Source organism: Rhodoferax sp. SPJ4 (assembly GCF_058216275.1).
Map to the genome: position 1 here is coordinate 343,392 of NZ_JBYZMN010000003.1, position 24,183 is coordinate 367,574.

22 protein-coding genes are annotated in these 24,183 nt (G+C 68.0%); 15 read left to right on the forward strand and 7 right to left on the reverse strand.

Going from position 1 to position 24,183, the window contains the following annotated elements; translation table 11 throughout:
- Positions 1 to 42 precede the first annotated feature (42 nt).
- On the forward strand, positions 43 to 459 hold the full coding sequence (locus tag AC4BAR_RS12790; RefSeq protein WP_490628247.1) for a glycine zipper 2TM domain-containing protein: 417 nt from the start codon (positions 43 to 45) through the stop codon (positions 457 to 459).
- A gap of 14 nt (positions 460 to 473) precedes the next feature.
- Here the strand turns inward: AC4BAR_RS12790 and AC4BAR_RS12795 are convergent, their stop codons facing one another.
- Positions 474 to 2,024: a YifB family Mg chelatase-like AAA ATPase gene (locus AC4BAR_RS12795; protein WP_490628248.1), complete on the reverse strand. Its 1,551-nt coding sequence runs from the start codon at positions 2,022 to 2,024 to the stop codon at positions 474 to 476.
- A 233-nt stretch (positions 2,025 to 2,257) separates the two neighbouring features.
- On the opposite strand from AC4BAR_RS12795, the gene AC4BAR_RS12800 reads away from it, so the two are divergent.
- The 6 genes from AC4BAR_RS12800 to glcF all read left to right on the forward strand — a co-directional run bounded on the left by AC4BAR_RS12800 (position 2,258) and on the right by glcF (position 8,406).
- Positions 2,258 to 3,052, forward strand: a complete 795-nt coding sequence (locus AC4BAR_RS12800) for a TorF family putative porin (RefSeq protein WP_490628249.1) — start codon at positions 2,258 to 2,260, stop codon at positions 3,050 to 3,052.
- Positions 3,053 to 3,080: 28 nt separating this feature from the next.
- On the forward strand, positions 3,081 to 3,419 hold the full coding sequence (glnK, locus tag AC4BAR_RS12805; RefSeq protein ID WP_490628250.1) for a P-II family nitrogen regulator: 339 nt from the start codon (positions 3,081 to 3,083) through the stop codon (positions 3,417 to 3,419).
- A gap of 32 nt (positions 3,420 to 3,451) precedes the next feature.
- Positions 3,452 to 5,107, forward strand: a complete 1,656-nt coding sequence (locus tag AC4BAR_RS12810) for an ammonium transporter (RefSeq protein WP_490628251.1) — start codon at positions 3,452 to 3,454, stop codon at positions 5,105 to 5,107.
- A gap of 189 nt (positions 5,108 to 5,296) precedes the next feature.
- Positions 5,297 to 6,013 carry a DUF4919 domain-containing protein gene (locus AC4BAR_RS12815; RefSeq protein ID WP_490628252.1) on the forward strand — a complete coding sequence of 239 codons (717 nt, stop codon included), beginning with the start codon at positions 5,297 to 5,299 and terminating at the stop codon, positions 6,011 to 6,013.
- A gap of 44 nt (positions 6,014 to 6,057) precedes the next feature.
- Positions 6,058 to 7,158 carry a glycolate oxidase subunit GlcE gene (gene glcE, locus AC4BAR_RS12820; RefSeq protein ID WP_490628253.1) on the forward strand — a complete coding sequence of 367 codons (1,101 nt, stop codon included), beginning with the start codon at positions 6,058 to 6,060 and terminating at the stop codon, positions 7,156 to 7,158.
- Positions 7,159 to 7,167: 9 nt separating this feature from the next.
- Positions 7,168 to 8,406, forward strand: a complete 1,239-nt coding sequence (gene glcF / locus AC4BAR_RS12825; protein ID WP_490628254.1) for a glycolate oxidase subunit GlcF — start codon at positions 7,168 to 7,170, stop codon at positions 8,404 to 8,406.
- A 105-nt stretch (positions 8,407 to 8,511) separates the two neighbouring features.
- Here glcF and AC4BAR_RS12830 read toward each other — a convergent pair whose 3' ends face one another.
- The 3 genes from AC4BAR_RS12830 to lplT are packed head-to-tail and all read right to left on the reverse strand — an operon-like array spanning position 8,512 to position 11,223.
- Complete coding sequence (locus AC4BAR_RS12830; RefSeq protein ID WP_490628255.1) at positions 8,512 to 8,997, reverse strand: glutathione peroxidase; 486 nt, start codon at positions 8,995 to 8,997, stop codon at positions 8,512 to 8,514.
- A complete protein-coding gene (locus tag AC4BAR_RS12835; RefSeq protein WP_490628256.1) occupies positions 8,994 to 9,896 on the reverse strand; it encodes a DMT family transporter in 903 nt (300 codons plus the stop codon). The genes AC4BAR_RS12830 and AC4BAR_RS12835 overlap by 4 nt, the downstream gene beginning before the upstream one ends.
- 43 nt (positions 9,897 to 9,939) lie before the next feature.
- On the reverse strand, positions 9,940 to 11,223 hold the full coding sequence (gene lplT, locus AC4BAR_RS12840) for a lysophospholipid transporter LplT (protein ID WP_490628257.1): 1,284 nt from the start codon (positions 11,221 to 11,223) through the stop codon (positions 9,940 to 9,942).
- Positions 11,224 to 11,372: 149 nt separating this feature from the next.
- Between lplT and alr the strand changes: the two genes are divergently transcribed.
- The 7 genes from alr (at position 11,373) to waaF (ending at position 19,826) form a co-directional block, all read left to right on the forward strand.
- Positions 11,373 to 12,458 (forward strand): alanine racemase, encoded by a 1,086-nt coding sequence (gene alr / locus AC4BAR_RS12845; protein ID WP_490628258.1) that lies wholly within the window; start codon positions 11,373 to 11,375, stop codon positions 12,456 to 12,458.
- An 8-nt stretch (positions 12,459 to 12,466) separates the two neighbouring features.
- Complete coding sequence (gene radA, locus AC4BAR_RS12850) at positions 12,467 to 13,834, forward strand: DNA repair protein RadA (RefSeq protein WP_490628259.1); 1,368 nt, start codon at positions 12,467 to 12,469, stop codon at positions 13,832 to 13,834.
- Between the two features lie 172 nt (positions 13,835 to 14,006).
- Positions 14,007 to 16,871 (forward strand): calcium-binding protein, encoded by a 2,865-nt coding sequence (locus AC4BAR_RS12855; RefSeq protein WP_490628260.1) that lies wholly within the window; start codon positions 14,007 to 14,009, stop codon positions 16,869 to 16,871.
- 87 nt (positions 16,872 to 16,958) lie between these two features.
- Positions 16,959 to 17,381, forward strand: a complete 423-nt coding sequence (locus tag AC4BAR_RS12860) for a glycerate kinase (RefSeq protein WP_490628261.1) — start codon at positions 16,959 to 16,961, stop codon at positions 17,379 to 17,381.
- Positions 17,382 to 17,463: 82 nt separating this feature from the next.
- The gene (locus AC4BAR_RS12865; protein WP_490628262.1) at positions 17,464 to 18,402 is read left to right on the forward strand and encodes a branched-chain amino acid transaminase; all 939 of its coding nucleotides are present in this window, start codon (positions 17,464 to 17,466) and stop codon (positions 18,400 to 18,402) included.
- 20 nt (positions 18,403 to 18,422) lie between these two features.
- Positions 18,423 to 18,629, forward strand: coding sequence for a zinc-finger domain-containing protein (locus AC4BAR_RS12870; RefSeq protein WP_490628263.1), 207 nt, complete (start codon positions 18,423 to 18,425; stop codon positions 18,627 to 18,629).
- A gap of 186 nt (positions 18,630 to 18,815) precedes the next feature.
- Positions 18,816 to 19,826 carry a lipopolysaccharide heptosyltransferase II gene (gene waaF / locus AC4BAR_RS12875; RefSeq protein ID WP_490628264.1) on the forward strand — a complete coding sequence of 337 codons (1,011 nt, stop codon included), beginning with the start codon at positions 18,816 to 18,818 and terminating at the stop codon, positions 19,824 to 19,826.
- A 12-nt stretch (positions 19,827 to 19,838) separates the two neighbouring features.
- Here the strand turns inward: waaF and AC4BAR_RS12880 are convergent, their stop codons facing one another.
- From AC4BAR_RS12880 to AC4BAR_RS12890, 3 genes are all read right to left on the reverse strand, one after another.
- Positions 19,839 to 21,083 (reverse strand): sensor histidine kinase, encoded by a 1,245-nt coding sequence (locus AC4BAR_RS12880; protein ID WP_490628265.1) that lies wholly within the window; start codon positions 21,081 to 21,083, stop codon positions 19,839 to 19,841.
- Between the two features lie 28 nt (positions 21,084 to 21,111).
- Positions 21,112 to 21,816, reverse strand: a complete 705-nt coding sequence (locus AC4BAR_RS12885; RefSeq protein ID WP_490628266.1) for a response regulator — start codon at positions 21,814 to 21,816, stop codon at positions 21,112 to 21,114.
- A 104-nt stretch (positions 21,817 to 21,920) separates the two neighbouring features.
- Positions 21,921 to 23,243, reverse strand: coding sequence for an AmpG family muropeptide MFS transporter (locus AC4BAR_RS12890; RefSeq protein WP_490628267.1), 1,323 nt, complete (start codon positions 23,241 to 23,243; stop codon positions 21,921 to 21,923).
- Between the two features lie 91 nt (positions 23,244 to 23,334).
- Here AC4BAR_RS12890 and AC4BAR_RS12895 point away from each other — a divergent pair, with 91 nt between their 5' ends.
- Entirely contained in the window at positions 23,335 to 24,168 is an 834-nt protein-coding gene (locus AC4BAR_RS12895; protein WP_490628268.1) for a M48 family metallopeptidase, read from the forward strand.
- Positions 24,169 to 24,183 lie beyond the last annotated feature (15 nt).

Sequence of the window (24,183 nt, forward strand, 5' to 3'; positions counted from 1 at the left end):
TCACCATCCGCGCATGTTCACATCAAAAAAGAGGGAGCTCCCATGAAAAAACTGTTGCTGACCATGTTGGCCTTGTTTGCGATCACCACTGCCTGGGCGCAAAACCCGGTGACCCAGGCGCTGTGCAAAGAGTGCGCGGTGGTGAAAAGTGTCAACCAGGAAACCCGCAAGGGACAGGGTGGTGCGGCCGGTGTGATCGGCGGTGCCGTGATTGGTGGTCTGCTGGGCAACCAGGTCGGCGGTGGCACCGGCAAGACGCTGGCCACCGTGGGCGGCGCAGCCGCTGGCGGCTACGTGGGCAACGAGGTGCAGAAAAAGGTCACCAGCAAAAAGGTCTGGGTCACCACAGTCAAGATGCGCGATGGCAGCGAACGCAAGTTTGAGCAGGAGCCGCAGCCCAACTGGGCGGCCGGCAACGTGGTTCGCGTCAACAGCAACAACACCCTCACCAAGTACTGATCCGGGGCCGGGGCTCAGTGCCCCTGCCTGAGCGTGCTGCGGTACTGCAGGGCCTCGGCCACATGGGGTTCGGCCACCGCGGCTGTGCCCTCCAGGTCGGCCACGGTGCGGGCCACCTTCAGCGCCCGGTGGGTGCTGCGGGCGGACCAGCCCAGTTTGGCGGCCGCGGATTGCAAAAACCGCAGCGCTGCCGGCGCCACATTCAATGGGGCTTCCAGTTGCTTGGCCTGCAAGGCCTGGTTGGCGCAGCCTTGCCGGTCCAGCGCCCGTTGCCGCGCGGCCAGCACCCGGTCGGCCACCGCGGCACTGGCTTCGCCCGGTCCGGTGTGCAACAAGGTGTCGGCCGGCAGCGCCGGCACCTCCACATGCAGGTCAATCCGGTCCAGCAAGGGGCCGCTGAGCTTGCCTTGGTAACGCGCCACCTGGTCGGGTGTGCAACGGCACGGCCGTACCGCATGGCCCAGGTAGCCGCAGGGGCAGGGGTTCATCGCCGCGATCAGCTGGAAGCGGGCCGGAAACTCGGCCCGCCGGGCGGCCCGGGCGATGCTGATGTGGCCGCTTTCCAAGGGCTCGCGCAAGGCCTCCAGCGCCATGCGCGGAAACTCCGGAAATTCATCGAGAAACAGCACCCCGTGGTGGGCCAGGGAGATTTCACCCGGCCGCGGCGGTGAGCCGCCACCGACCAGCGCCACCGCGCTGGCCGTGTGGTGCGGCGCCGAGGTCGGGCGCATGCCCCAGCGCTCAACGGCAAAGGCGCCGGCCAGGCTGGCCAGGGCGGCCGTTTCCAGGGCCTCCATGGTGTTCATCGGCGGCAGCAGCCCGGCAAAACGCTGGGCCAGCATGGATTTGCCCGAGCCCGGCGGTCCCACCATCAACAGGCTGTGGCCACCCGCCGCAGCGATTTCCAGCGCCCGCTTGGCCGCAGCCTGGCCTTTGACGTCGGCCAGGTCGGGGTAAGTGGCGCGGCCCAACCGCTGGGCCGTGGCGTCGCACCGCACCCAGCCATCGTTGGCCGGCACGGCGGTCTGGCCACCAGGCAGGAACTGCTGCACCACGTCCAGCAGGTGGCGCGCACCATGGACCTGCACCCCGGGCACCAGGGCGGCCTCGTGGGCGCTGGCCAATGGCAGCACCAGCCGGGCCGGCCCCGCCGCTGCGGGCTGGGTCTGTGCCAGGGCCAGCGCCATGGCCAGGGCACCTCGAACGGGACGCAATTCACCGCCCAGCGACAGCTCACCGGCAAAGGTGAAGGCCGACAGTGCCTGGGCATCGACCTGGCCGCTGGCCGCTAGCAAGCCCAGCGCGATGGGCAAATCAAAGCGCCCGGAGTCCTTGGGCAGGTCGGCTGGCGCCAGATTGACGGTGACCCGCTTGTTGGCCGGCCATGGCAGGCCGGCGTTCTGGATGGCGCTGCGGACCCGCTCTCTGGCTTCTTTGACCTCGGTGTCGGCCAAGCCAACCAAGGTAAAGCTGGGTAACCCATTGGCCAGATGCACCTCAACGGTGACTTCTGGCGCCTGCAGGCCCAGCAACGCCCGACTATGCACCATTGAGAAGCCCTGCATGCCTGATTTCCCCGTTACATCCAGTTTTGGTGCATTTCGTGCGTCAGATCAACTTTGTGCACAAAATCGGTGCGAATGTCGGATGTGGTGTCCCGACCGATCGCCTTTTTTTGCCCCAAGACACCTTGTCCGACAAGGTCAAGGGGGCGCAGACCAAATGGCATGGTCTGTGCTTGGTAACCGAGCGTATTTCTTTTACAACCCTTGTCATTACTTTTACCCAGGAGCTTTGAATGAAATCACAAATCAGCACCATCACCGTTGCCATCGCCCTGCTGTCTGCAGGCGCCGCTTTTGCCCAAGCCAAAGCACCGGAACCCGATTTCACCATCACCGGCAACGTTTCGCTGAATTCTGACTACAAGTTCCGCGGTTTCACCCAAACGGACTACGGCCCAGCCCTGCAAGGCGGCTTCGATTTCGCCCACAAGTCCGGTTTCTACCTGGGCAACTGGAACTCGAACGTGCTGCAAAGCCTGTACACCGGCGGCAGCCTGGAAATGGATTTCTACGGCGGCTACAAGGGTGAGATCGCCAAGGACCTCGGCTACGACGTCGGCGCCATCTATTACTACTACCCCAAGAGCGGTGTGGCCGGCTCGACCAAGATCAGCAACACCGAAATCTACGGTGGTCTGACCTACGGCCCCTTCTCCGGCAAGCTGTACTACGCCACCGGCGACTACTTCAAGGCCGCCCAGCTGGTCGGCGCGCCCAACTCCACCAAGGGCACGACCTACCTGGACCTGAACTACAGCACCGAAGTCGCCACTGGCCTGACGCTGGGCGTGCACGCCGGTATCTTGAGCCTGAAGGAAAACCAGCAGTTCACCGACATCAACGGCAACACCCTGTCCAAGAACGTCACCGACTACAAGCTGAGCCTGACCAAGGATCTGGCTGGCTACGCGCTGACCGGCGCCGTGATCGGTACCTCCAAGAAGGGCTACTTCAGCACCGGCCAGGTCGGCCCGATCGAAGCCGCCGGCAAAACCCGCCTGTTCGTCTCGCTCGGCAAGACGTTCTAAACCTCCCCTGTCTCTGAGGAAACAAACCATGAAACTCGTGACGGCCATCATCAAACCGTTCAAGCTGGACGAGGTGCGCGAAGCCCTCTCCGGCATCGGCGTGCAAGGCATCACCGTGACCGAAGTCAAAGGCTTCGGTCGCCAGAAAGGCCACACCGAGCTGTACCGCGGCGCGGAGTACGTTGTCGATTTCTTGCCCAAGGTCAAGATCGAGGCGGCGGTGGCCGACGAGCTGGTGGATCGCGTGATCGAGGCCATCGAAGGCGCTGCACGCACCGGCAAAATCGGCGACGGCAAGATCTTCGTCTACAACCTGGAGCAGGTTGTCCGCATCCGCACCGGCGAGACCGGCAAGGAAGCGCTGTAAGGCCCACCGCATCACCCAAAAAGAGGACCTGTATGAAAAACCTAATCGCCTCCTTCGTGCTGGGGCTGGGCCTGATGGCGGGGGGCTCCGTGGCCTTCGCCCAGGCCGATGCCAAGCCCGCGGACGCTCCTGCTGCTGCGGTCACCGCGCCGGCCGAAGCCGCCGCACCCGCCGCCGTGGCAGCTGCCAAACCGGCGGCCAAGCCCAAGGCCGACGCTGATGTGAAGGTGGCCCAAGCCGCCCCCGCAGCCGAAGCCAAACCGGCAGCCGCCGCACCTGCCTCTGCGCCAGCCCCTGCAGCAGCCGCGGCTGCGCCCGCCGCGGAAGCGCCGGCCGCCGCCGCATCGGCCCCCCCGGCACCCGTTCCCAACAAGGGCGACGTATCGTGGATGCTGGTGTCCACCCTGTTGGTCATCATGATGTCCATTCCGGGTCTGGCGCTGTTCTACGGCGGCCTGGTGCGCAGCAAGAACATGCTGTCCATCCTGATGCAGGTGTTTGTCACCTTCTCGATGATCGTCGTGCTGTGGTGCCTGTACGGCTACAGCCTGGCTTTCAGCGAGGGCAATGCCTTCATCGGCGGTTTCGACCGGCTGTTCATGAAGGGCTTGTTCGACCCGGTGAAGGGTGAGTTCACCATGGCCGCCACCTTCAGCAAGGGTGTCGTGATTCCCGAGCTGCTGTTCCTGGCTTTCCAGGCCACGTTTGCCGCCATCACCTGCTGTTTGATCGTCGGCGCCTTCGCCGAGCGCATCAAGTTCTCGGCCATGCTGCTGTTCATGGTGCTGTGGTTCACCTTCAGCTACACCCCGATCGCCCACATGGTCTGGTTCTGGGCCGGTCCGGACGCCTACACCGCCAAGGAAGTGGTCGACGCCACCAACGCCAAGGCCGGTCTGATCTGGCAATGGGGCGCGCTGGACTTCGCCGGCGGCACCGTGGTGCACATCAACGCCGCTGTGGCGGGCCTGGTGGGCGCCTATGTGATCGGCAAGCGCACCGGCTACGGCAAGGAATCGATGGCGCCTCACAGCCTGACGCTGACCATGGTCGGTGCCTCGCTGCTGTGGGTGGGCTGGTTCGGTTTCAACGCCGGCTCGGCGCTGGAAGCTGGCAACTCTGCCGTGCTGGCCTTCATCAACACCTTCTCGGCCACCGCCGCTGCGGTGCTGGCCTGGTGCATCGGTGAATCGCTGAGCAAGGGCAAGGCTTCCATGCTGGGCGCTGCGTCCGGCGCGGTGGCTGGCCTGGTGGCCATCACCCCGGCCTGCGGCAACGTGGGCCTGATGGGCGCCATCGTGATCGGCTTTGTTGCTGGCTTCGCCTGCCTCTGGGGCGTCAACGGCCTCAAGCGCATGCTGGGTGCAGACGACTCGCTGGACGTGTTCGGCGTGCACGGCGTCGGCGGCATCGTCGGTGCCCTGCTGACCGGTGTGTTCAACAACCAGGCCCTGGGTGGCCCCGGTTTGGTGGGCGACTGGGTCACCGCTGCCGTGTCCTCGGTGCCGGTGATGGACCAGGTCTGGATCCAGGCCAAGGCCGTGCTGTTGACCATCGTCTGGTCGGCCGTGGTCTCGCTGGTGGCCTACAAGATCGTCGACCTGCTGATCGGTCTGCGTGTCACCGAAGAGGAAGAGCGCGAAGGCCTCGACATCTCTTCGCACGGCGAAACCGCCTACAACCGCTGAGCCTGAGACCGGCACCCGCTGGGTGCCTGTCCCCCCAAGCCCGCAAGCCTTTGGCCTGCGGGCTTTTTTCATGGGACCCGGCCCGTGCCAGCCCAGCCCGGCTGGCGCCGCCGCCACTTGCCCGACAATCGGGGCCTGCCCTGGCCGCCGGCGCCTGTGCGTCGCATGCCCCGATCTTTCCGCCCTGACATGATTTTTTCTGCCCCCCGCGCCGCTGGCCTGCGCCGTCGCCATCTGCTTTGTTTCCTGGCCGTGCCAGCGGTCGGAGGATTCGCCCTGCCGGCCCAGGCCGAACTGACGGTGGAGGAGCGCCTGCCTTTGGTGCAGCCGCGTGCCAACCGGCTGCGCCGGGCCTTGCTGTCCACCCAACTGGACCCTTACCGCATCGAGGCCGATCACGCCGCGGCCCTGCAACGCGCCGAGCGCTTCTGGGAGCGTGGCCAGGCCGACCAGGCCTTGCTGGCTTTGGCGCCGCTGCAAAAATATGCCCCCATCGCCGAGCTGCCCTTCATCAAGGCGCAGCTGCTGATGGCGGCCATCGCCCAGCACCAGGGCCACAGCGACCGGCTGCGCCACCACCGGGCCTTTGCCACCGCGCTGGTGCGCGCCATCGACGCCAGCGGCAACGGCCAGAGCGAGGCCACGGCGCTGCGCCTGGTCTTGCCCAGCGAGGCCGATGGCTGGTTTGTGGCCCACGCCGACCGCTACACGCCGATCGCCAAGAAGCGCATCGCCAGCCAGCGCCACCTCAGCCACGACCTGTGGCAGGTGCGGCGCGCCGATGGCGTCGAGCAGACGCTGTACTTCGATGTTTCGCCCATGCGGCGCGGCCGGGCCCCGCGGGCAACCGCACCGTCCAAGGCCAGCAACGCCGACCGGATGCGCCCAGGCGACAGCAAGGGCTGAGTCCAGCCACACCGGCGCCGCGCCAAAGGCTTAACATCCAGCGCATGCACAAGGCGCTCCAACCCCTGACCGACCAGATCCTGGAGGCCGCGGCGAGTGGCCGGCCGCTGCAGATCCGTGGCGGTGGCAGCAAAGACTTCTACGGCGAACCCGCCCAGGGCGAGCGGCTCGACACCCGCCCGCTGAGCGGCATCATGGCCTACGAGCCCAGTGAGCTCTACATCCGGGCCTGGGCCGGCACGCCGCTGGCCGAGATCGAGGCGGCCCTGGCCGCCCACCAGCAATGCCTGCCCTTCGAGCCGCCCCGCTTCGCCACCGGCGAGGCCACGCTGGGTGGCATGGTCAGCGCCGGCCTGAGCGGCCCGGCGCGGGCCAGCGTGGGCTCGGTGCGCGACTTCGTGCTGGGCCTGTCCTTGCTCAACGGCCGAGGTGAGCACCTGGCCTTCGGCGGCCAGGTGATGAAAAACGTCGCCGGTTACGACGTGTCTCGCCTGCTGGTGGGCGCTTTGGGCACGCTGGGCCTGGTGACCGAAGTCACACTCAAGGTGCTGCCGGTGGCGCCGGCCGAGGCCACGCTGCGCTTTGACATGGGCCAGGCCCAGGCGCTGGACCGGCTCAACCGCTGGGGCGGCCAGCCACTGCCGCTCAACGCCAGCTGCTGGGTCAATGACAACGGCCATGAGACGCTTTATCTGCGGCTGCGCGGCGCGGTGGCGGCGGTGGGCGCCGCCTGCCAGACCCTGGGCGGCGAGCGCCTCGACACCGCCCAGACCGCCGTCGACTGGACGCTGTGCCGCGACCAGCAGCTGCCCTGGTTTGCCGAACGGGGTGGGCGCGCGCTGTGGCGCTTGTCGGTGCCGCAAACCGCGCCGGTGCTGGACCTGCCCGAGCCGCCGCTGGTCGAGTGGCATGGCGGCCAGCGCTGGGTGAGGGCCGCCGCCAGTGACGCCAGCCGCATCCGCCAGGCCGCTGCCGCGGTGGGCGGCCACGCCACGCTGTTCATCGCCGGCGCCGAGGCCACACCGCTGGGCCTGACCCGCTTCAACGCGCTGCAGCGGCCGCTGGACCGCGTCCACAGCTCGCTCAAGCAGCAATTCGACCCGGCCGGCATCTTCAACCGCGGCCGGCTCTACCCCGACCTCTGAGGCGAGACCATGCAAACCCACCTCGCCCCCGAATTCCAGGGCACGGCCGACGGCAGCGAAGCCGAAGCCATTCTGCGCAAATGTGTGCACTGCGGTTTTTGCACCGCCACCTGCCCGACCTACCAGCTGCTGGGTGACGAACTGGATGGCCCGCGCGGCCGCATCTACCTGATCAAGCAGGTGTTGGAAGGCCAGCCGCCCACCCGCAAAACCCAGTTGCACCTCGACCGTTGCCTGACCTGCCGCAACTGCGAAACCACCTGCCCCAGTGGCGTGCAGTACGGCCACCTGGTCGACATCGGCCGCAAGGTGGTCGATGCCAAGGTGCCGCGCCCGCTGGGCGAACAGGCGCTGCGCTGGGCATTGAAAGAAGGCCTGCCCTCACCGCTGTTCGGCCCCGCGATGAAGCTGGGCCAGGCCGTGCGCGGCCTGCTGCCGCAGAGCCTGAAAAACAAGGTGCCGGCGCCGCAGGATGCGGGTGCCCTGCCCACCCGGCGCCATGCCCGCCAGATGCTGCTGCTGGCCGGCTGTGTGCAGCCCACCATGGCGCCCAACATCCACGCCGCCACCGCGCGCGTGCTGGACGCCGCCGACATCCAGGCCGTGGTCGCGCCCCAGGCCGGCTGTTGTGGCGCGGTGAAATTCCACCTGAACGACCAGGCCGGTGGTCTGGCCCAGATGCGCGCCAACATCGACGCCTGGTGGCCGCTGGTCGAAGGCGGGGTGGAGGCGCTGGTGATGAACGCCTCGGGCTGCGGCGTCACCGTCAAGGAATACGGCCACCTGCTGCGCGACGACCCGGCCTACGCCGAACGCGCCGCCCGCATCAGCGCATTGACCCGTGACCTGAGCGAGCTGCTGCCCGAGCTGGTGGTGGCGCTGCGCGGCCGGGTGCAGGCCCCGGCCGGCCTGGTGGCCTTTCACCCGCCTTGCACCCTGCAGCATGGCCAGCAGCTGCGCGGTGGGGTGGAAAAACACCTGGGTGCCTTGGGCTTCGAGCTCAGGGTGGCGGGCAACGAGGCCCATTTGTGCTGCGGCTCGGCCGGCACCTACTCGGTGCTCAACCCCGAGCTGTCTTACGCGCTGCGCGACCGCAAGCTGGGCCATTTGACCGAGCTGCAGCCCACCGCCATCGTGTCGGCCAACATCGGCTGCATCACCCATTTGCAAAGCGGCACCGAGGTGCCGGTGCGGCACTGGGTGGAGTTGCTGGACGCGGGGTTGACTGCCACACCGACTTCCCGCTGAGCACGCGGTTCGACGAGAGAAAGGTTTCGCCGCCGGGCCGCCCCCAAGGCGAAACGCGGCCCCCTCGGGGGGCAGGGAGCTACACGCAGTGAGCGACCGTGGGGGCTATCCCCCCAGCGCGGCCTCGATGTCCTTCGCCAGGCTCTTGGGTGTGTCGGTGGGCGCGTAGCGCTTCAGCACCTGGCCGTCCTTGCCCACCAGGAATTTGGTGAAATTCCACTTGATGGCCTTGCTGCCCAGCAGGCCGGGCGCTTCTTTGGTCAGCCACTGGTACAGCGGGTGGGCCTCGGCGCCGTTCACATTGACCTTGGCCATCATCGGAAAACTCACGCCGTAGTTCAGCGAGCAGAACGATGCGATCTCGTCGTTGGCGCCCGGGTCTTGCCCACCGAACTGGTTGCAAGGAAAACCCAGCACCACCAGGCCCTGCGGGCCATAGGTCTTGTGCAGTTCCTCCAGCCCGGCGAACTGCGGCGTGAAGCCGCAGGCGCTGGCGGTGTTGACGATCAGCATGGCCTTGCCGCGGTAAGTGCTCAATGGCACCGGCTGGCCGTTGATCTGTTGGGCTTCAAAGTCGTAAATCGTGCTCATGGCGGGGGCTCCTTGGCTGGGGTGCTGGCCAATGATGCCATCAAAGCCGCCAGCACGATGAGGCCGCCACCGGCCCAGGTGCGCGGCGTCAGCGTGGCCGCGCCCAGCGCCACCGACGACAGGGTGGCGAACACCAGCTCCGACAGCATGATCAGCGCGCTGGTGTTGGCCGGCAGCCGGGCCGCGCCGAACTGCAGCGCCAGGTTGCCCAGCAGCAGCGCCAGTCCCAGGCCTGCGGCGATCAGCAGCCAGTCGGCCGCCGGGGCCGGTGGCCAGGGAATGCCGCCGGCCAGCCCGCCCAGCACCGCCACCGCCAGCGCGGTGCCGGCGCCGCCGCCAAACATCGCCAGCATGCGGGCCGATTCGGCCTGGCCTTGGAGCCGGCGCAGCAGCACATTGGTCAGCGCAAAGGCCTGGCCACCGCCAATCGCCAGCCAGTCGGCTGCGCTTTCCGGCACCGGCCACTGCACCTCCGGGGTTTTCAGCACCAGCAGCACGCCGGCCAGCGCCAGCGCCAGCCGGGCCAGCGCGCCCATGCTGGGCCGCTCGCCCAGCAGGGGCCAGGCCAGCAGCACCGTCCAGGCCGGCATCAGATAGAACAGCAGCACCACCCGCACCACGTCGCCGGTGGCCACCGCCCAGTTGAAGCCGATGTTGGTGCTGCCGGCGGCCAGCGCCAGCGCCACCAATCCGCCCCATTGGATGGGCACGGCCATGGACGGGGGCGCGCGGCGCAACCACAGCACCAAGCCCACCAGCACCGAGGCGGCCACAAACACCAGCGCGGTGGCCCACAGCGCGTGCACACCCTGGGCGCTCAGGGCGCGGAAAGGCCACCAGGACAGGCCCCACACCAGCGCATTGAAAACCAGGGCCAGCGCGGGGAAAAAGGGAGACATCGGAGGGAGGGCAGGGGCCACGCCGGGCGCGTGGCCGACCAGCTCAGCCGTGCAGGTTGTCGTGGCGCGCGATGTCGAGCAGGTGCTCGACCTCGGCGCGGTGGACCACGCAGTTGTTGGCGTGCCAGCGCTTGATCAGCCACATCACGCCGGCCACCACCAGGCCGAAGGCGGTGATGGCGCCAAAGGCCGACAGGCCCATGCCGGTGGACAGGCTGTAGAAGGCACCCAGGCCCAGGATGCAGGCCTGCTCGTTGAAGTTCTGCACCGCGATCGAGCGGCCAGCGCCCATCAGGTTGTGGCCGCGGTGCTGCAGCAGCGCGTTCATCGGCACCACCAAAAAGCCGCCCAGGCCGCCGAGCAAAATCAGAAAGGGCGCGGCCACCCAGACGTTGCCGATGAAGTTCATCGCTATCACCAGCAGGCCCATGGCGATGCCCAGTGGCATCACGCTGGTGGCCTGGTCCAGCCGCATGCGCAGCGAGGCCGCCACCGCGCCCACCGCCGTGCCGATGGCCACCACACCCACCAGGCTGGAGGCCTGGGTGGTGCTGTAGCCCAGCGCGGCGGCGCTCCAGGCCAGGATGATGTAGCGCAGGTTGCCGCTGACGCCCCAGAACAGCGTGGTGGTGGCCAGCGAGATCTGGCCCAGCTTGTCACGCCACAGCCGGGCGTTGCACTGCCAGAAGTCCGACAGCAGCTCGTACTTGTGTTGGGGCATGGGCCGCATTTCCACGCCGGTGTGCGGGATGCGGGTGTTGAACCAGGCGGCCAGTGCGTAGACAAAAATCAGCACCGAAATCGCCGCTTCGGGCGGCGTGTCCACGCCGGTGTCGATCAGCGGGAAATCGACCGACAGCAGCAGGCCGGAAATCTTCACCCCCACCAGCTGGCCACCCAGCAACACACCGAGAATGATGGAGCCGATGGTCAGGCCCTCGATCCAGCCATTGGCCTTGACCAGCTGCGAGGCCGGCAGCAATTCGGTCAGGATGCCGTACTTGGCCGGCGAGTAGGCCGCTGCGCCCAGGCCCACGATGGCGTAGGCCAGCAGCGGGTGGGTACCGAACAGCATCATCAGACAGCCGATCACCTTGATCGCGTTGCTGATGAACATCACCTTGCCCTTGGGCTGGGCGTCGGCAAAGGCGCCGACAAAAGGCGCCAAGACCACGTAAAACAGCGCAAACATCGGGATCAGCGCGGCCCGTTGCCATTCGGCACCGCCGGCGCCACGGATCAGTTCCACCGCCGCCACGAACAGCGCGTTGTCGGCCAGCGACGAGAAGAACTGCGCCGCCATGATGGTGTAGAAACCGCGCTTCATTGAAAAGTCTGACGGGCACCAGCGCGGCTGATGCAGGAGTCGTTGTGTAGAGCTGTCTCCAAGTGACAGCGGGTTATATCATGGCGCGCAATGCCAAAATCCCTCGATTGACCCTGGATTTCCCCTGAGGTCTGCCTGCTGCCATCCCCATGCCCCGTCCCATTCGCGCCACCATCCACACCGAGGCCTTGCGCCACAACCTGGCCCGGGTGCGTGCGGCCGCCCCCGACGCCCGGGTCTGGGCGGTGGTCAAGGCCGATGCCTATGGCCATGGCATCGAGCGGGTGTTTGATGGCCTGCGCGGCGCCGACGGCTTTGCGCTGCTCGACCTCGACGAGGCCCAGCGGGTGCGGCGGCTGGGCTGGCGTGGCCCCATCCTGCTGCTGGAGGGCATCTTCGAGCAGCGTGACCTGGAGCTGTGTTCGCGGCTGGACCTGTGGCACACGGTGCATTGCACCGAGCAGATCGACATGCTGGCCACCCACAAGACCCAGGTGCCGCACCGGGTGTTTCTGAAAATGAACTCCGGCATGAACCGGCTGGGCTTTGCGCCGCAGGCCTTCCGCTCGGCCTGGACCCGGCTCAACGCCCTGCCGCAGGTCGACGAGATTTCGCTGATGACGCATTTCAGCGACGCCGACGGCCCCAAGGGTGTTGCCGCCCAGCTGGCGGCCTTTGAGCGGGCCACGGCCGACCTGCCCGGCGAACGCTCGCTGAGCAACAGCGCCGCCATCCTGCGCCACGGCCAGCTGGCCGGCGACTGGGTCCGGCCCGGCATCGTGTTGTACGGCAGCGCGGCCGATTTCCCCGAGCACTCGGCCGCCGACTGGGCGCTGCAGCCGGCCATGACGCTGGCCAGCCAGGTGGTGGCGGTGCAGCAGCTGCAGGCCGGCGACAGCGTGGGCTATGGCTCCCACTTTGTTGCCGAGGGGCCGCTGCGCATTGGCATCGTGGCCTGCGGCTATGCCGACGGCTACCCCCGCCACTGCCTCACCGGCACGCCGGTGCTGATTGACGGCCAACGCACCCGCACGTTGGGCCGGGTCAGCATGGACATGGTGGCGGTGGATTTGTCGGCGCTGCCGCAGGCCGGCCATGGCAGCGAGGCGGTGCTGTGGGGCGTGGCCAGCAACGGCGCGGTGCTGGCCATCGACGAGCCGGCCCAGGCCGCCGGCACCGTGGGCTACGAGCTGATGTGTGCGCTGGCGGCCCGGGTGCCGGTGTTGGTGAAATAAGCGACCCCATGGCCAAAGAGAAAACCATTTACAGCTGCACCGAGTGTGGCGGCACCAGCCCCAAGTGGCTGGGCAAATGCCCGCACTGCAACGCCTGGAACACGCTGATCGAGTCGGTGGCCGACAGCGCCGGTCCCGCCAAGAACCGGTTCGCGTCGCTGGCCAAAACCGCCGAGGTGGCCACGCTGGCCGACATCGAGGCCACAGACACCGCCCGCCTGCCCACCGGCCTGTCCGAGCTGGACCGGGTGCTGGGCGGCGGCATGGTCGAGGGCGGGGTGGTGTTGATCGGCGGCGACCCCGGCATCGGCAAGTCCACGCTGCTGCTGCAGGCGCTGGACGCGCTGCAGCGCGCCGGCGCCCGCACCCTCTACGTCACCGGCGAGGAAAGCGGCGCCCAGGTGGCGCTGCGCTCGCGCCGGCTGGGGCTGGACCACAGCCAGGTGCAGGTGCTGGCCGAAATCCAGCTGGAAAAAATCCTCGCCACGCTGGACAGCCATCGGCCCCAGGTGGCGGTGATCGACTCCATCCAGACCATGTACTCCGAGCAGCTGACCTCGGCGCCCGGCTCGGTGGCCCAGGTGCGCGAATGCGCCGCCCATTTGACGCGCGCCGCCAAGGCCGGCGGCAGCAGCATCGTGCTGGTGGGCCATGTCACCAAAGAAGGTGCGCTGGCCGGGCCGCGGGTGCTGGAGCACATGGTGGACACGGTGCTGTATTTCGAGGGCGACACCCACAGCAGCTTCCGGCTGGTACGGGCGATCAAGAACCGCTTCGGCGCGGTCAACGAGATCGGCGTGTTCGCCATGACCGAAAAGGGCCTGAAAGGCGTCACCAACCCCAGTGCCATCTTTCTGAGCCAGCACAGCGAGCCGGTGCCCGGCAGCTGTGTGATGGTCACGCTGGAAGGCACGCGGCCCCTGCTGGTGGAAATCCAGGCCCTGGTGGACACCGGCGGCCCCAGCCCGCGCCGCCTGAGTGTGGGCCTGGACCGTGACCGGCTGGCCATGCTGCTGGCGGTGCTGCACCGCCATGCCGGCGTCGACTGCATGGACCAGGACGTGTTCGTCAACGCGGTGGGCGGGGTGCGCATCAGCGAGCCGGCGGCCGACCTGGCGGTGATGCTGGCCATCAACTCGTCCTTGCGCGGCCGGCCGCTGCCCAAAGGCTTTCTGGCCTTTGGCGAGGTCGGCCTGGCGGGCGAGGTGCGGCCGGCGCCGCGTGGCCAGGAGCGGTTGCGCGAGGCCGCCAAGCTGGGCTTCAGCGTCGCGGTGGTGCCCAAGGCCAATGCGCCCAAAACCCCCATCGAGGGCCTGACCATCCACGCGGTGGAGCGCATCGAGCACGCGCTGGACGCGGTGCGCAGCCTGAGCTGACCGGCCGCCGCGCCCAGGCGGCGCTGTGGGGGCAGGCCATGGACACCTTGCACAGCCGCACCCCGCAAACAATGACTTACCTTGTGACGCGGGTCATGGGTGGCTGATCGAACAGACCTTGGACGCCATCGGTTCCCAGAATGAATTCCATCATTCAACCCCAGGAACCGACATGAGCTACACCCCGGCCCCCACCGCTGGCGACGACACCATCATTGGCGATGCCCAGCCCGACCTCATTGACGCACTGGGGGGCAACGACACCGTGTACGGCGGCGGTGGTGACGACGCCTTGCTGGGCGGCCCAGGCAATGACGCGCTTGATGGCCAGCAGGGCAACGACAGCCTGAGCGGCGGCACGGGCGATGACCGCTACGAGGTCGATCGCACAGACACCGTCACCGAGCAGGTCGACGAGGGCAACGACAGCCTGTACTTCCGGGACGACACCTTCACCAGCACCTACTTCCTGCCCTCCCACGTGGAGAACCTGACCCTGGTGGGCTACTTCAACAGCCTGTCTGCATTCGGCAACGGACTGGACAACCGCATCCTGGGCAACAACACCGGCAACGACACGCTGGGTGGTGGCGCCGGGAATGACTACATCCAGGGCGACTTTGCCTACCTGAACGGGTCCAACGCGTTCTCGGGCAACACCGGCGCCGACTTGATCCGCGGCGGCGCCGGCAACGACGAGCTCTGGGGCGACCAGGGCGAAGGCCGCGACCTGGTGTATTCAGCGACCGCAGACGACGCGCTGTTTGGCGACAACGGCGACGATGTCTTGCATGGCCAGGCCGGCGCCGACACCCTGGATGGCGGTCTGGGCAACGATGTGCTGGATGGCGGGGCTGGCAACGACCTGCTGGACGGCGGCTTTGACCTGCTGCCGCCCGGCAAAGAGGCCGACCTCTTTGGCAGCGACTATTTCCCTGGCAACGACACCTTGTCGGGGGGCGCGGGCGACGACACCTACCTGTTTGGCCGCAGCGCGCGCGCCGACCGGATCGTGGAGGCCGCGGTCAGCGGTGAAGCCAACCGGCTGCGTTTTGAGGACGGTGTCACCGCCGCCGACGTGGCGATCCGCCATGAAGGCAATGACCTGAACTTCTACATCGTCGGTTTTGCCGACAACGAGCTCTCTGTGGTCGACTACTTCAGCGTCCCCGTCCGGCCGTTGACGGCGGCGCTGTTCAGTGATGGCACGGTGTGGGGCAGCGCCGAGTTCGAGGCCGCGCAGCTTGGCCCGTTGGGCAACGGTGACCGCTTCATTCGCGGCACCGACAGCAACGAAACCCTGACGGGGCTGGGCGGCAACGACACCATCGACGGCAAGGACGGGGCCGACAAGGTCTCGGGCGGAGATGGCAACGACTACCTGCTCGGGGGTGCCGGGCGCGACCTGTTGCTGGGCGGCAACGGCGCCGATGTGCTCAATGGCGGGGGCGATGGCGACCGCCTGCTGGGGGGCGCTGGCGCGGACACTTTGCTGGGCGATGTGGGCGACGATTTCCTGGACGGTGGCACCGGCAACGACCTGCTGGACGGCGGCCGCGGGCAGAACCGCTTGATCTTTCAGCAAGGGGACGGCCAGGACCTTGTTCGTGGCCTGGCCACCGACGGCGGCGTTGACCGCACGCGTCTCGAACTGGTCACCTCCTACGCGGTGGGCTCGCTGGGCGCCATTCCAGTTGGCATCGCGTCCACCGAGGTGGTGCTGACCCGCACCGGCGACGACCTGGTGATTGACCGCAACGACGGCGACGACCGCGTGACGGTGGCGAACTACTTCGCTTCGGCCGATGCCAAGCTCTACCCCATCCATTCCATCGTGTTTTCGGACACCGCCTGGACCAACGCCGACATCGATGCGCGCGTGGTGCCCGGCCCGGTGGAGCCGCCGCCCAGCCCCGGCAGCTCGCAGACGGGAACCGAGGGCAACGACACGCTCACCGGCACCCCGGGCGCCGACGAGCTGCAGGGCCGCGGTGGCGATGACGAGCTGCAGGGCCGCGGTGGCGATGACGTGCTCTCCGGCGGCGCGGGCAACGATTTCCTCAATGGCGAACTGGGCAACGACCTGCTGAGCGGCGGCACCGGCGACGACATGCTGATCGTCGACAGCGGGCTGGACGTGGTGAACGAACGCGCCAACGAGGGCCTGGACACGGTGCAAAGCTACGTCAGTTACGCGCTGGGCGGCGACGTGGAAAACCTGACGCTGATTGGCAACCTGGCGGTGGAGGCCACGGGCAACGCACTGGACAACTTCATCATCGGCAATGGCCTGGACAACGTGCTGCTGGGCCGCTCGGGCAACGACGTCCTGTACGGCGACGCCGGCAACGACTTCCTGAACGGCGAGCTGGGCCAGGACCAGATGTTCGGCGGTCTGGGCAACGACACCGTGGTCGTCAACGACGCTGGCGACTACCTGTGGGAGGCGGCCAATGAAGGCACAGACAGCGTTCAAAGCTACATCAGCCACACCTTGCAGGACAACTTCGAGAACCTGATGCTGATCGGCCAGACCGGGGTGGTGGCCAACGGCAACGCGCTGGCCAACCTGATCGAGGGCAACGATGCCGACAACCGCATCGACGGCCTGGGCGGGCTGGACCGGCTGGTGGGCCATGGCGGCGACGACAGTCTGACCCTCCATTCCGGACAGGAGCAGGTGGCGGGCGGCAGCGGCACCGACACCCTGCAATGGGGTGCCGACCTGGCGTTCCTCGACCTGGCCGGCTTGGCCGGCCAGCGCCTGACCGGCATCGAGGCCATGGACCTGCGCAACGGCAGTGCTGGCACGCTGCTGCTGTCGGTGACGCAACTGCTGGCCTTGTCCACCGAAACCAACACCCTGTTGGTGGATGGCGACACCGGCGACCATTTGTACATCGGCACCGGTTGGTTGCATGACAGCGCCGTCACCCCTGGCCATGACCGGTACAGCCAGACCGCAGGGGGCGAGACCGGCGTTCTGCTGGTGGGCCAGAACCTCACGGTGACCCAGGGTGACTGGACGGCGGCCTGACTACCGCGGGAGCGGGGGGATGACGCCCGCCCAGTGGCCCGGTGGGGCGCCCGCGGCGCGGCAGAAAACCTGCGAGAAAATCCGCGCATGCAATTCCAGAGCATGTTGTGGCCCCTGTTCGGCACGGCACTGATGGTGGTCGCCTACCGTTCCTGGGGCTGGCCCGGCGTGGCCTTTGCCGCCGCCGGCCTGGTGATGTGGGCGCTGCTGCAGTTCAACCGCATGGTGCAGGTGCTGAAAAAGACCGCCGAGCGGCCGATTGGCCAGGTGGGCAGCGCGGTGATGCTGAATTCCCGCCTGAAAGCCGGCCAGACCCTGTTGCAGGTGGTGGGCTTGAGCCGCGCGCTGGGCCAGCTGCAGTCGCCGCCGGACACCCAACCCGAGGTCTTTGTCTGGGCCGACGCCGGCGGCGTCAGCGTGCGCTGTGAATTCCGCGCCGGCAAGCTGGCGAACTGGTCGCTTTGCCGTCCGCCCGAGGCGCCGGAATCGCCGCCGCCGGCAGCCCCTTAAAATCAGCGGCCTGCCGCCAACCTGTCGGCCCCCGCGTGCCCCGCACGGCCGCGGTGAACCCAGTTAACCCAAGGATGAGACTATGAGCGCCCTGCCACCCGCCATGCACGACCGCGACGGCAAGATCTGGATGGACGGACAGATGGTGGACTGGCGCGACGCCAAGATCCATGTGTTGACCCACACCCTGCACTACGGCTGTGGCGCTTTTGAGGGCGTGCGCGCCTACAAAACCGCCAACGGCACCGCCATCTTCCGTCTGGAAGAACACACCGAGCGGCTGTTCAACAGCGCCAAGATCCTGCGCATGAAGATCCCCTTCAGCAAAGAAGAGGTGATGGAAGCGCAAAAGGCCGTGGTGCGCGAGAACAAACTGGAAAGCGGCTACCTGCGCCCGCTGACCTGGATCGGTTCGCAAAAGCTGGGGGTGTCCCCCAAGGGCAACACCATCCACCTGATGGTGGCCGCCTGGACCTGGGGCGCCTACCTCGGTGAAGAAGGCCTGCGCCGCGGCATCCGCGTCAAGACCTCCAGCTACACCCGCCACCACGTCAACATCACCATGACGCAGGCCAAGGCGGTCAGCAACTACACCAACTCCATCCTGGCCAACATGGAGGCCGTTGACGACGGCTACGACGAGGCCCTGCTGCTCGACGCCTCCGGCTTCGTCAGCGAAGGCGCGGGCGAGAACATCTTCATCGTCAAGAACGGCGTGATCTACACGCCCGACCTGTCGGCCGGCGCCTTGAACGGCATCACCCGCAACACCATCTTCCACATCGCCAAGGACCTGGGCCTGGAGATCGTGCAGAAGCGCATCACCCGCGACGAGGTCTACATCGCCGACGAGGCCTTCTTCACCGGCACCGCCGCCGAAGTCACGCCCATCCGCGAACTCGACCGCATCGAACTCGGCAGCGGCTCGCGTGGCCCCATCACCGAGAAAATCCAGAGCGCGTTCTTTGACATCGTCAACGGCCGCAACCCCCACTACGCCCACTGGCTGGCGCTGGTCTGAGCCACGCCCGAAAGACACCCATGAGCAAAGCCACCATCGAGTTGCTGGCCAAGGACCTGAACGCCCAAGGCGGCGTGTTCTGCCCCAGCCCCAAGGCCGACATGAAGGTCTGGGACACCCACCCCAAGGTCTACCTGGACGTGGGCCGCAGCGGCGAGGCCAAGTGCCCCTACTGCGGCACCGTCTACAAGCTGAAGGCCGGCGAGCATTTCGACGGTGCTCACTGACGACCCCCACGCTCCGCCACTTCGTGTGGATCGCTGGACCTGTCGCCGCCAGACGCGGCGACTCTTCAGGCTGTCCCAACCTGCGCAGGCAGGTTGGGAGCCGCAGCCCTCAGCCCCTCGGGGGCCTGCATTCCACCTTGGGGCGGCCCGGCGGCGCTCGCTCGCCTCTGCAAACAGGCTGACGCCATGACGCGCAGCCTGGTCATCGCCCCGCAGTGGATCGGCGACGCGGTGATGACCGAGCCGCTGATGCGCCGCCTGGCCGCCCGCGGCGAGCGCCTCACCGTCGGCGCCCTGCCCTGGGTGGCGCCGGTCTACCGCGCCATGCCGGCGGTGGCCGAGGTGGTGGACTTTCCCTTTGCCCATGGCGGCCTGCAGCTGCGAGCCCGCCGCACGCTGGCCCGCCAGTTCGACGGCCAGTTTGACGTGGCCTATGTGCTGCCCAATTCACTGAAAAGCGCGCTGCTGCCCTTTCTGGCCGGCATCCCGCAACGGGTGGGCTATCTGGGCGAGGCCCGGGTGGGCCTGCTGACGCACCGGCTGAAAAACCCGTCCAAAACCGCCCGGCCACCGATGGTGGCTTTTTACTCTGCGCTCAGCGGCGCCACCGACACCGCTACCGACCGGCCCGCGCTGCAACTGCCGCCCGAGGCCGTGGCCAGTGTGCTGGCCGCACGCGGTCTGGTGGCGGCGGGCTATGTGGTGTTTGCGCCGGGCGCCGAATTCGGTCCGGCCAAACGCTGGCCCGCCGGCCATTTCGCGGATTTGGCGGCGCGGCTGGACGTGCCGGTGCTGCTGCTGGGTTCGGCCAAGGAGGCGGCGCTGTGCGAGGAGATCGCCATGCCAGCCAACGCCGCGCGGCCTGGCCAGTGCCACAACCTGGCCGGCCAGACCAGCTTGCCCGAAGCGCTGGCGCTGATTGCCGGCGCCCGCCAGGTGGTCAGCAACGATTCGGGGTTGATGCATGTGGCGGCCGCTTTCGGCGTGCGCCAGGTGGCGGTGTTCGGCTCGTCCAGCCCGCACCACACGCCACCGTTGAACCCGCTGGCCCGGGTGCTGTGGCTGAAAGTCGACCCCGGCTACCAGCCGCCGCTGGACTGTGCGCCCTGCTTCGAGCGCGACTGCCCGCTGGGCCACACCCGCTGCCTGAACGACATCAGCGCCGAGCGGGTGCTGCAAAGCCTGCCACCCGGCTGAGCCAGACGGCGCTCACGCCGCGCTGGCCAGCAGCGGCAGGCTCACGGTGAAACAGGCGCCACCGCCGGGTTGCTCCTCGCAGCGCACCGTGCCGCCATGGCGCTCGGCAATCGACTTCACCAGCGCCAGCCCCAGCCCCACCCCGCCCTGGTGCTCGCTGGCGCCGGCCAGCCGGTAAAAGGGCTCAAAGATGCGTTCGCGCTCGGCCGGTGGCACGCCGGGGCCTTGGTCGCACACCCGCAGCACCGCCTGCGGGCCTCGGGCCGCCAGCTGCACCTGCACCGGGCCGTCGCCGTGGCGGCGGGCGTTCTCAATCAGGTTGCGCACCATCCGGCGCAGCAGGCGCGGCACACCCGACACCAGCACCGGCGGCCGGTCGAACTCGGCGTGCAATTCCACCCAGGGCGGGTCGCTGAACTGCGCACATTCCTCGGCCGCCAGACCGGTCAGGTCCAGCGGCTCGGCCGCGCCCACATCGGCCTGCTGGGCGTCGAGCCGGCTGGCCAGCAAAATTTCGTCTACCAGCAGGTCCAGCTCGGCGATGTTGCGCTCGATCTCGGCCCGGGTGGGCGAGGTCGGGTTGCCACCCATCAATTCAAGCCCCATGCGGATGCGGGCCAGCGGCGAGCGCAGCTCGTGCGAGGCGTTGGCCAGCAGCGATTTGTGGGAGGTCACCAGCGCCTCGACCCGGCCGGCGGCGTGGTTGAAGCGGTTGGCCAGAAAGGCCACCTCGTCGTCGCCGCTGACCGGCACCCGCGCCGACAAATCACCGTCGCCCCAGCGCTCCACACCGCGTTGCAAGGCCTCCAGCCGCCGCGTGAGGTGGCGCACCATGGGGTAGGTGGCCAGCGCCACGCCCAGGCCCACCATGGCCAGCATCCAGAAGAAACCAAAGGGTGGGCGGTTCCAGAACGACGGCGGCTGGGGTCGCAGCACCTGCACCTCCAGCACCTGGCCGGTGCTCAGTGGCACGGTGAATTCCGCCCCACGCGGCCGGGGCGTGTCGGCGTCCAGCGGCTCGCGGGGCCGCGAGGTGGCGCTGCCGATCAGCTGACCGGCCTCGTTGCGGATACGGATCTCGCGCAGCGGCGGCTCGGCCGCCTGGCGCCAGGCCCAACCGACGATGACGGTCAGCACCATCACCGCTACCACCACCGCCAGCCACAGCCGCAGTGACAGGCTTTTGGCGAAGTAGCGCCAGGGACGCAAGCGCCACTCGCGCGACGGCGCGGGGGCAGCAGGCTGAACGGCGCTCATGGGCGACTCCGGGGCCGGCAAGCCACGCTCAGTCCTGCTGCTTGGCGAACACGTAGCCCACGCCGCGCACGGTGACGATGCGCTTGGGGTTTTTGGCATCGGCCTCGATGGCGGCGCGGATGCGGCCGATGTGCACGTCGATGGAACGGTCGAAGGCCTCCAGCTCGCGGCCGCGCACCGCCTCCATGATCTGGTCGCGGGTCAGCACCCGGCCGGCCCGCTCGGCCATGGCCAGCAGCAAATCGAACTGGTAGGAGGTGAGTTCGCAGGGCTGTTCGTCCACCGTCACGGTGCGGCCGTCGCGGTCGATGGTCAGGCCGCCAAAGCGCATCAGCTGGTGGGTCTGGGCCGGGTTGTCGTTCTGCCGCCGCAGGATGGCGCGGATGCGGGCCAGCAACTCGCGCGGCTCAAAGGGCTTGGGCAGGTAGTCGTCGGCGCCCATCTCCAGGCCGATGATGCGGTCCATCGGGTCGCCTTTGGCGGTCAGCATCAGCACCGGCACCCGGGCCAGCACGCTGGGGTGGCCACGCAGCCGGCGGCAGACCTCCAGGCCGTCCATGTCGGGCAGCATCAGGTCCAGGATCACCAGGTCGGGGGTGCGCTCGGCGGCCTGGCTCAGGCCCTGGCCGCCGTCGCCGGCATGGGCAAAACCGAAACCCGACTGGCGCAGGTACTCGCCCACCATCTGGGCCAGGCGGCTGTCGTCTTCGATCATCAACAGGTGGTGGGTCATGCGCGCGTTCTCTTTACAAAGCTCGGCAGAGTGTGCACCGGCGGGTCGCCGGCTGCTTGAAGCGCCGGTAAAGAATGGTAAACAGCCGCCCAGCGGTGGATGGGTCAGTCCGGGCGCGGCCCCACCGGCGCCAGCCGGCTGGCCAGCCACACCAGCAGCAGCACCGGCAGGCCCAGCAGCGCGGTGGCCACAAAGAAATGGCTGTAGCCGAACTGGTCGACGTAAACGCCGGAGAAGCCGGCCACGAACTTGGGCAGCAGCAGCATCATGGAGCTGAACAGCGCGTACTGGGTGGCCGAGTACTGGACACTGGTCAGGCCCGACAGGTAGGCAATGAAGGCGGCCGAGGCGATGCCGCTGCTGAGATTGTCGGCCGAGATCACGAAGACCAGCGCGGTCGTGTCGTGGCCGCGGGTGCCCAGCCAGGCGAACAGCAAATTGCTGGCCGCGCTCAACACCGCGCCCAGCATCAGCACCCGCATCACGCCCAGCCGCACCGCCATCGCGCCGCCGACAAAGGCACCCACCAGCGTCATCACCACACCGTAGATCTTGGTCACCGCGGCCACTTCGTCCTTGCTGTAGCCCATGTCCACGTAAAACGGGTTGGCCATGATGCCCATCACCACGTCGCTGATGCGGTAGACAGCGATCAGCGCCAGGATCAGCACCGCGTGCCAGCGGTGGCGGCGCAGGAACTCGGCAAACGGCTCCACCAGCACGCTGCGCAGCCAGTCGGCGGCGTTTTTGGCTGGTGGTAGCGGCCGGCGCAGCGGCTCGGGCGACAGCAGCACCGTGGCCATGCCCACCGCCATTGACGCCGCCATCACCAGGTAGGCGGTCTGCCAGGCGGCGTTCTGGTAGCCCACCGCACCGGCAGTGGCCAGCGGCGCGGCCTCGGCCCAGGCCGCCAGCCACAGCACGCCGGCACCGGCCCAGATCATGGCCAGCCGGTAGCCGGTCTGGTAGGTGGCGGCCAGCGCGCCCTGGCGCTCGGTGCCAGCCGACTCGATGCGGTAGGCGTCGAGGGCGATGTCCTGGGTGGCCGAGCCAAAGGCCACCAGCAGCGCACACCAGACCACCGGCTCCAGCCCGCTCTGCGGGTTGTTCAGCGCCATGCCCACCAGGCCGGCCACCACCAGGCCCTGGGCCAGCAGCAGCCAGCCGCGGCGCCGGCCAAAGTGGGTGGTGAGGCCGGGCAGCGGCAGCCGGTCGACCAGCGGCGCCCAGACCCATTTGAAACCGTAGGCCAGGCCCACCCAGCTCAGGTAGCCGATAGTGGCGCGGTCGATGCCGGCCTCGCGCAGCCGAAAGCTCAGCGTGCCCAGCACCAGCAGCAGCGGCAGGCCGGCGGAAAAACCCAGCAGCAGCATGCGCAGGCTGGCCGGTTCCAGGTAGACCTTGAAAGTCGCGGCCCAGGAGGGCATCTTGGAAGAAGTTTCGGCCGATGTCTCGGTGGCGCGGTGGTGCATCCGGGAATAATACGCGGGCCCACCCCAGGGCTTTGAGGAGTTGACCATGCCTGTCCCCCCGTTGTTGTCGCCGCGCCTGCGCACCCTGCTGGTGGCCTGCGCGCTGGCCGGCCCGGTGCTGCCGACGCCCGCGCTGGCCCGCGACGGCGTGGACGTGGGCAACAACTCGGCCTTCTCCAAGCTGGTGCCGGCCGAGGACGTGGAGCGCTCGTCGGGCCAGCAGTACGGCGACCTGCTGAAAAAAGCCAAGGCCCAGAACGCGCTGGGCCCCGACAACCACCCGCAGGTGGTCCGGCTGCGGGCCATTGCCCGCCGCATCATCCCGTTTGCACTGGTCTGGAACCCGCGCGCCAAGGACTGGCAATGGGAGGTGAACTTGATCGGCAGCAAACAGATCAACGCCTTCTGCATGCCGGGCGGCAAGATCGCCTTCTACACCGGCATCCTGGACCAGTTGCAACTCACCGACGACGAGGTGGCCATGGTCATGGGCCACGAGGTGGCGCATGCGCTGCGCGAACACGCCCGCGAGCGCATGGGCAAAACGGCGGCCACCAACATCGGCGCCAGTGTGCTGAGCCAGCTGCTGGGCGTGGGTGCCATCGGCCAGCAGGTGATTGGCAGCGGTGCGCAGCTGCTGAGTCTGAAGTTCAGCCGCGAGGACGAAACCGAGGCCGACCTGGTGGGCATGGAGCTGGGCGCCCGTGCCGGCTACGACCCGCGGGCTGGCATCACGCTGTGGCAGAAGATGGCGGCGGCCAACAAGGGGGCGCCGCCGCAGTGGCTGTCCACCCACCCGTCGGGCAGCAGCCGGATCGCCGAGATGGAGCGCAACCTGCCGCAGGTGATGCCGCTCTATGAAAAGGCCCGTCGCGGCTGAGCCGTCGGGCCCGCG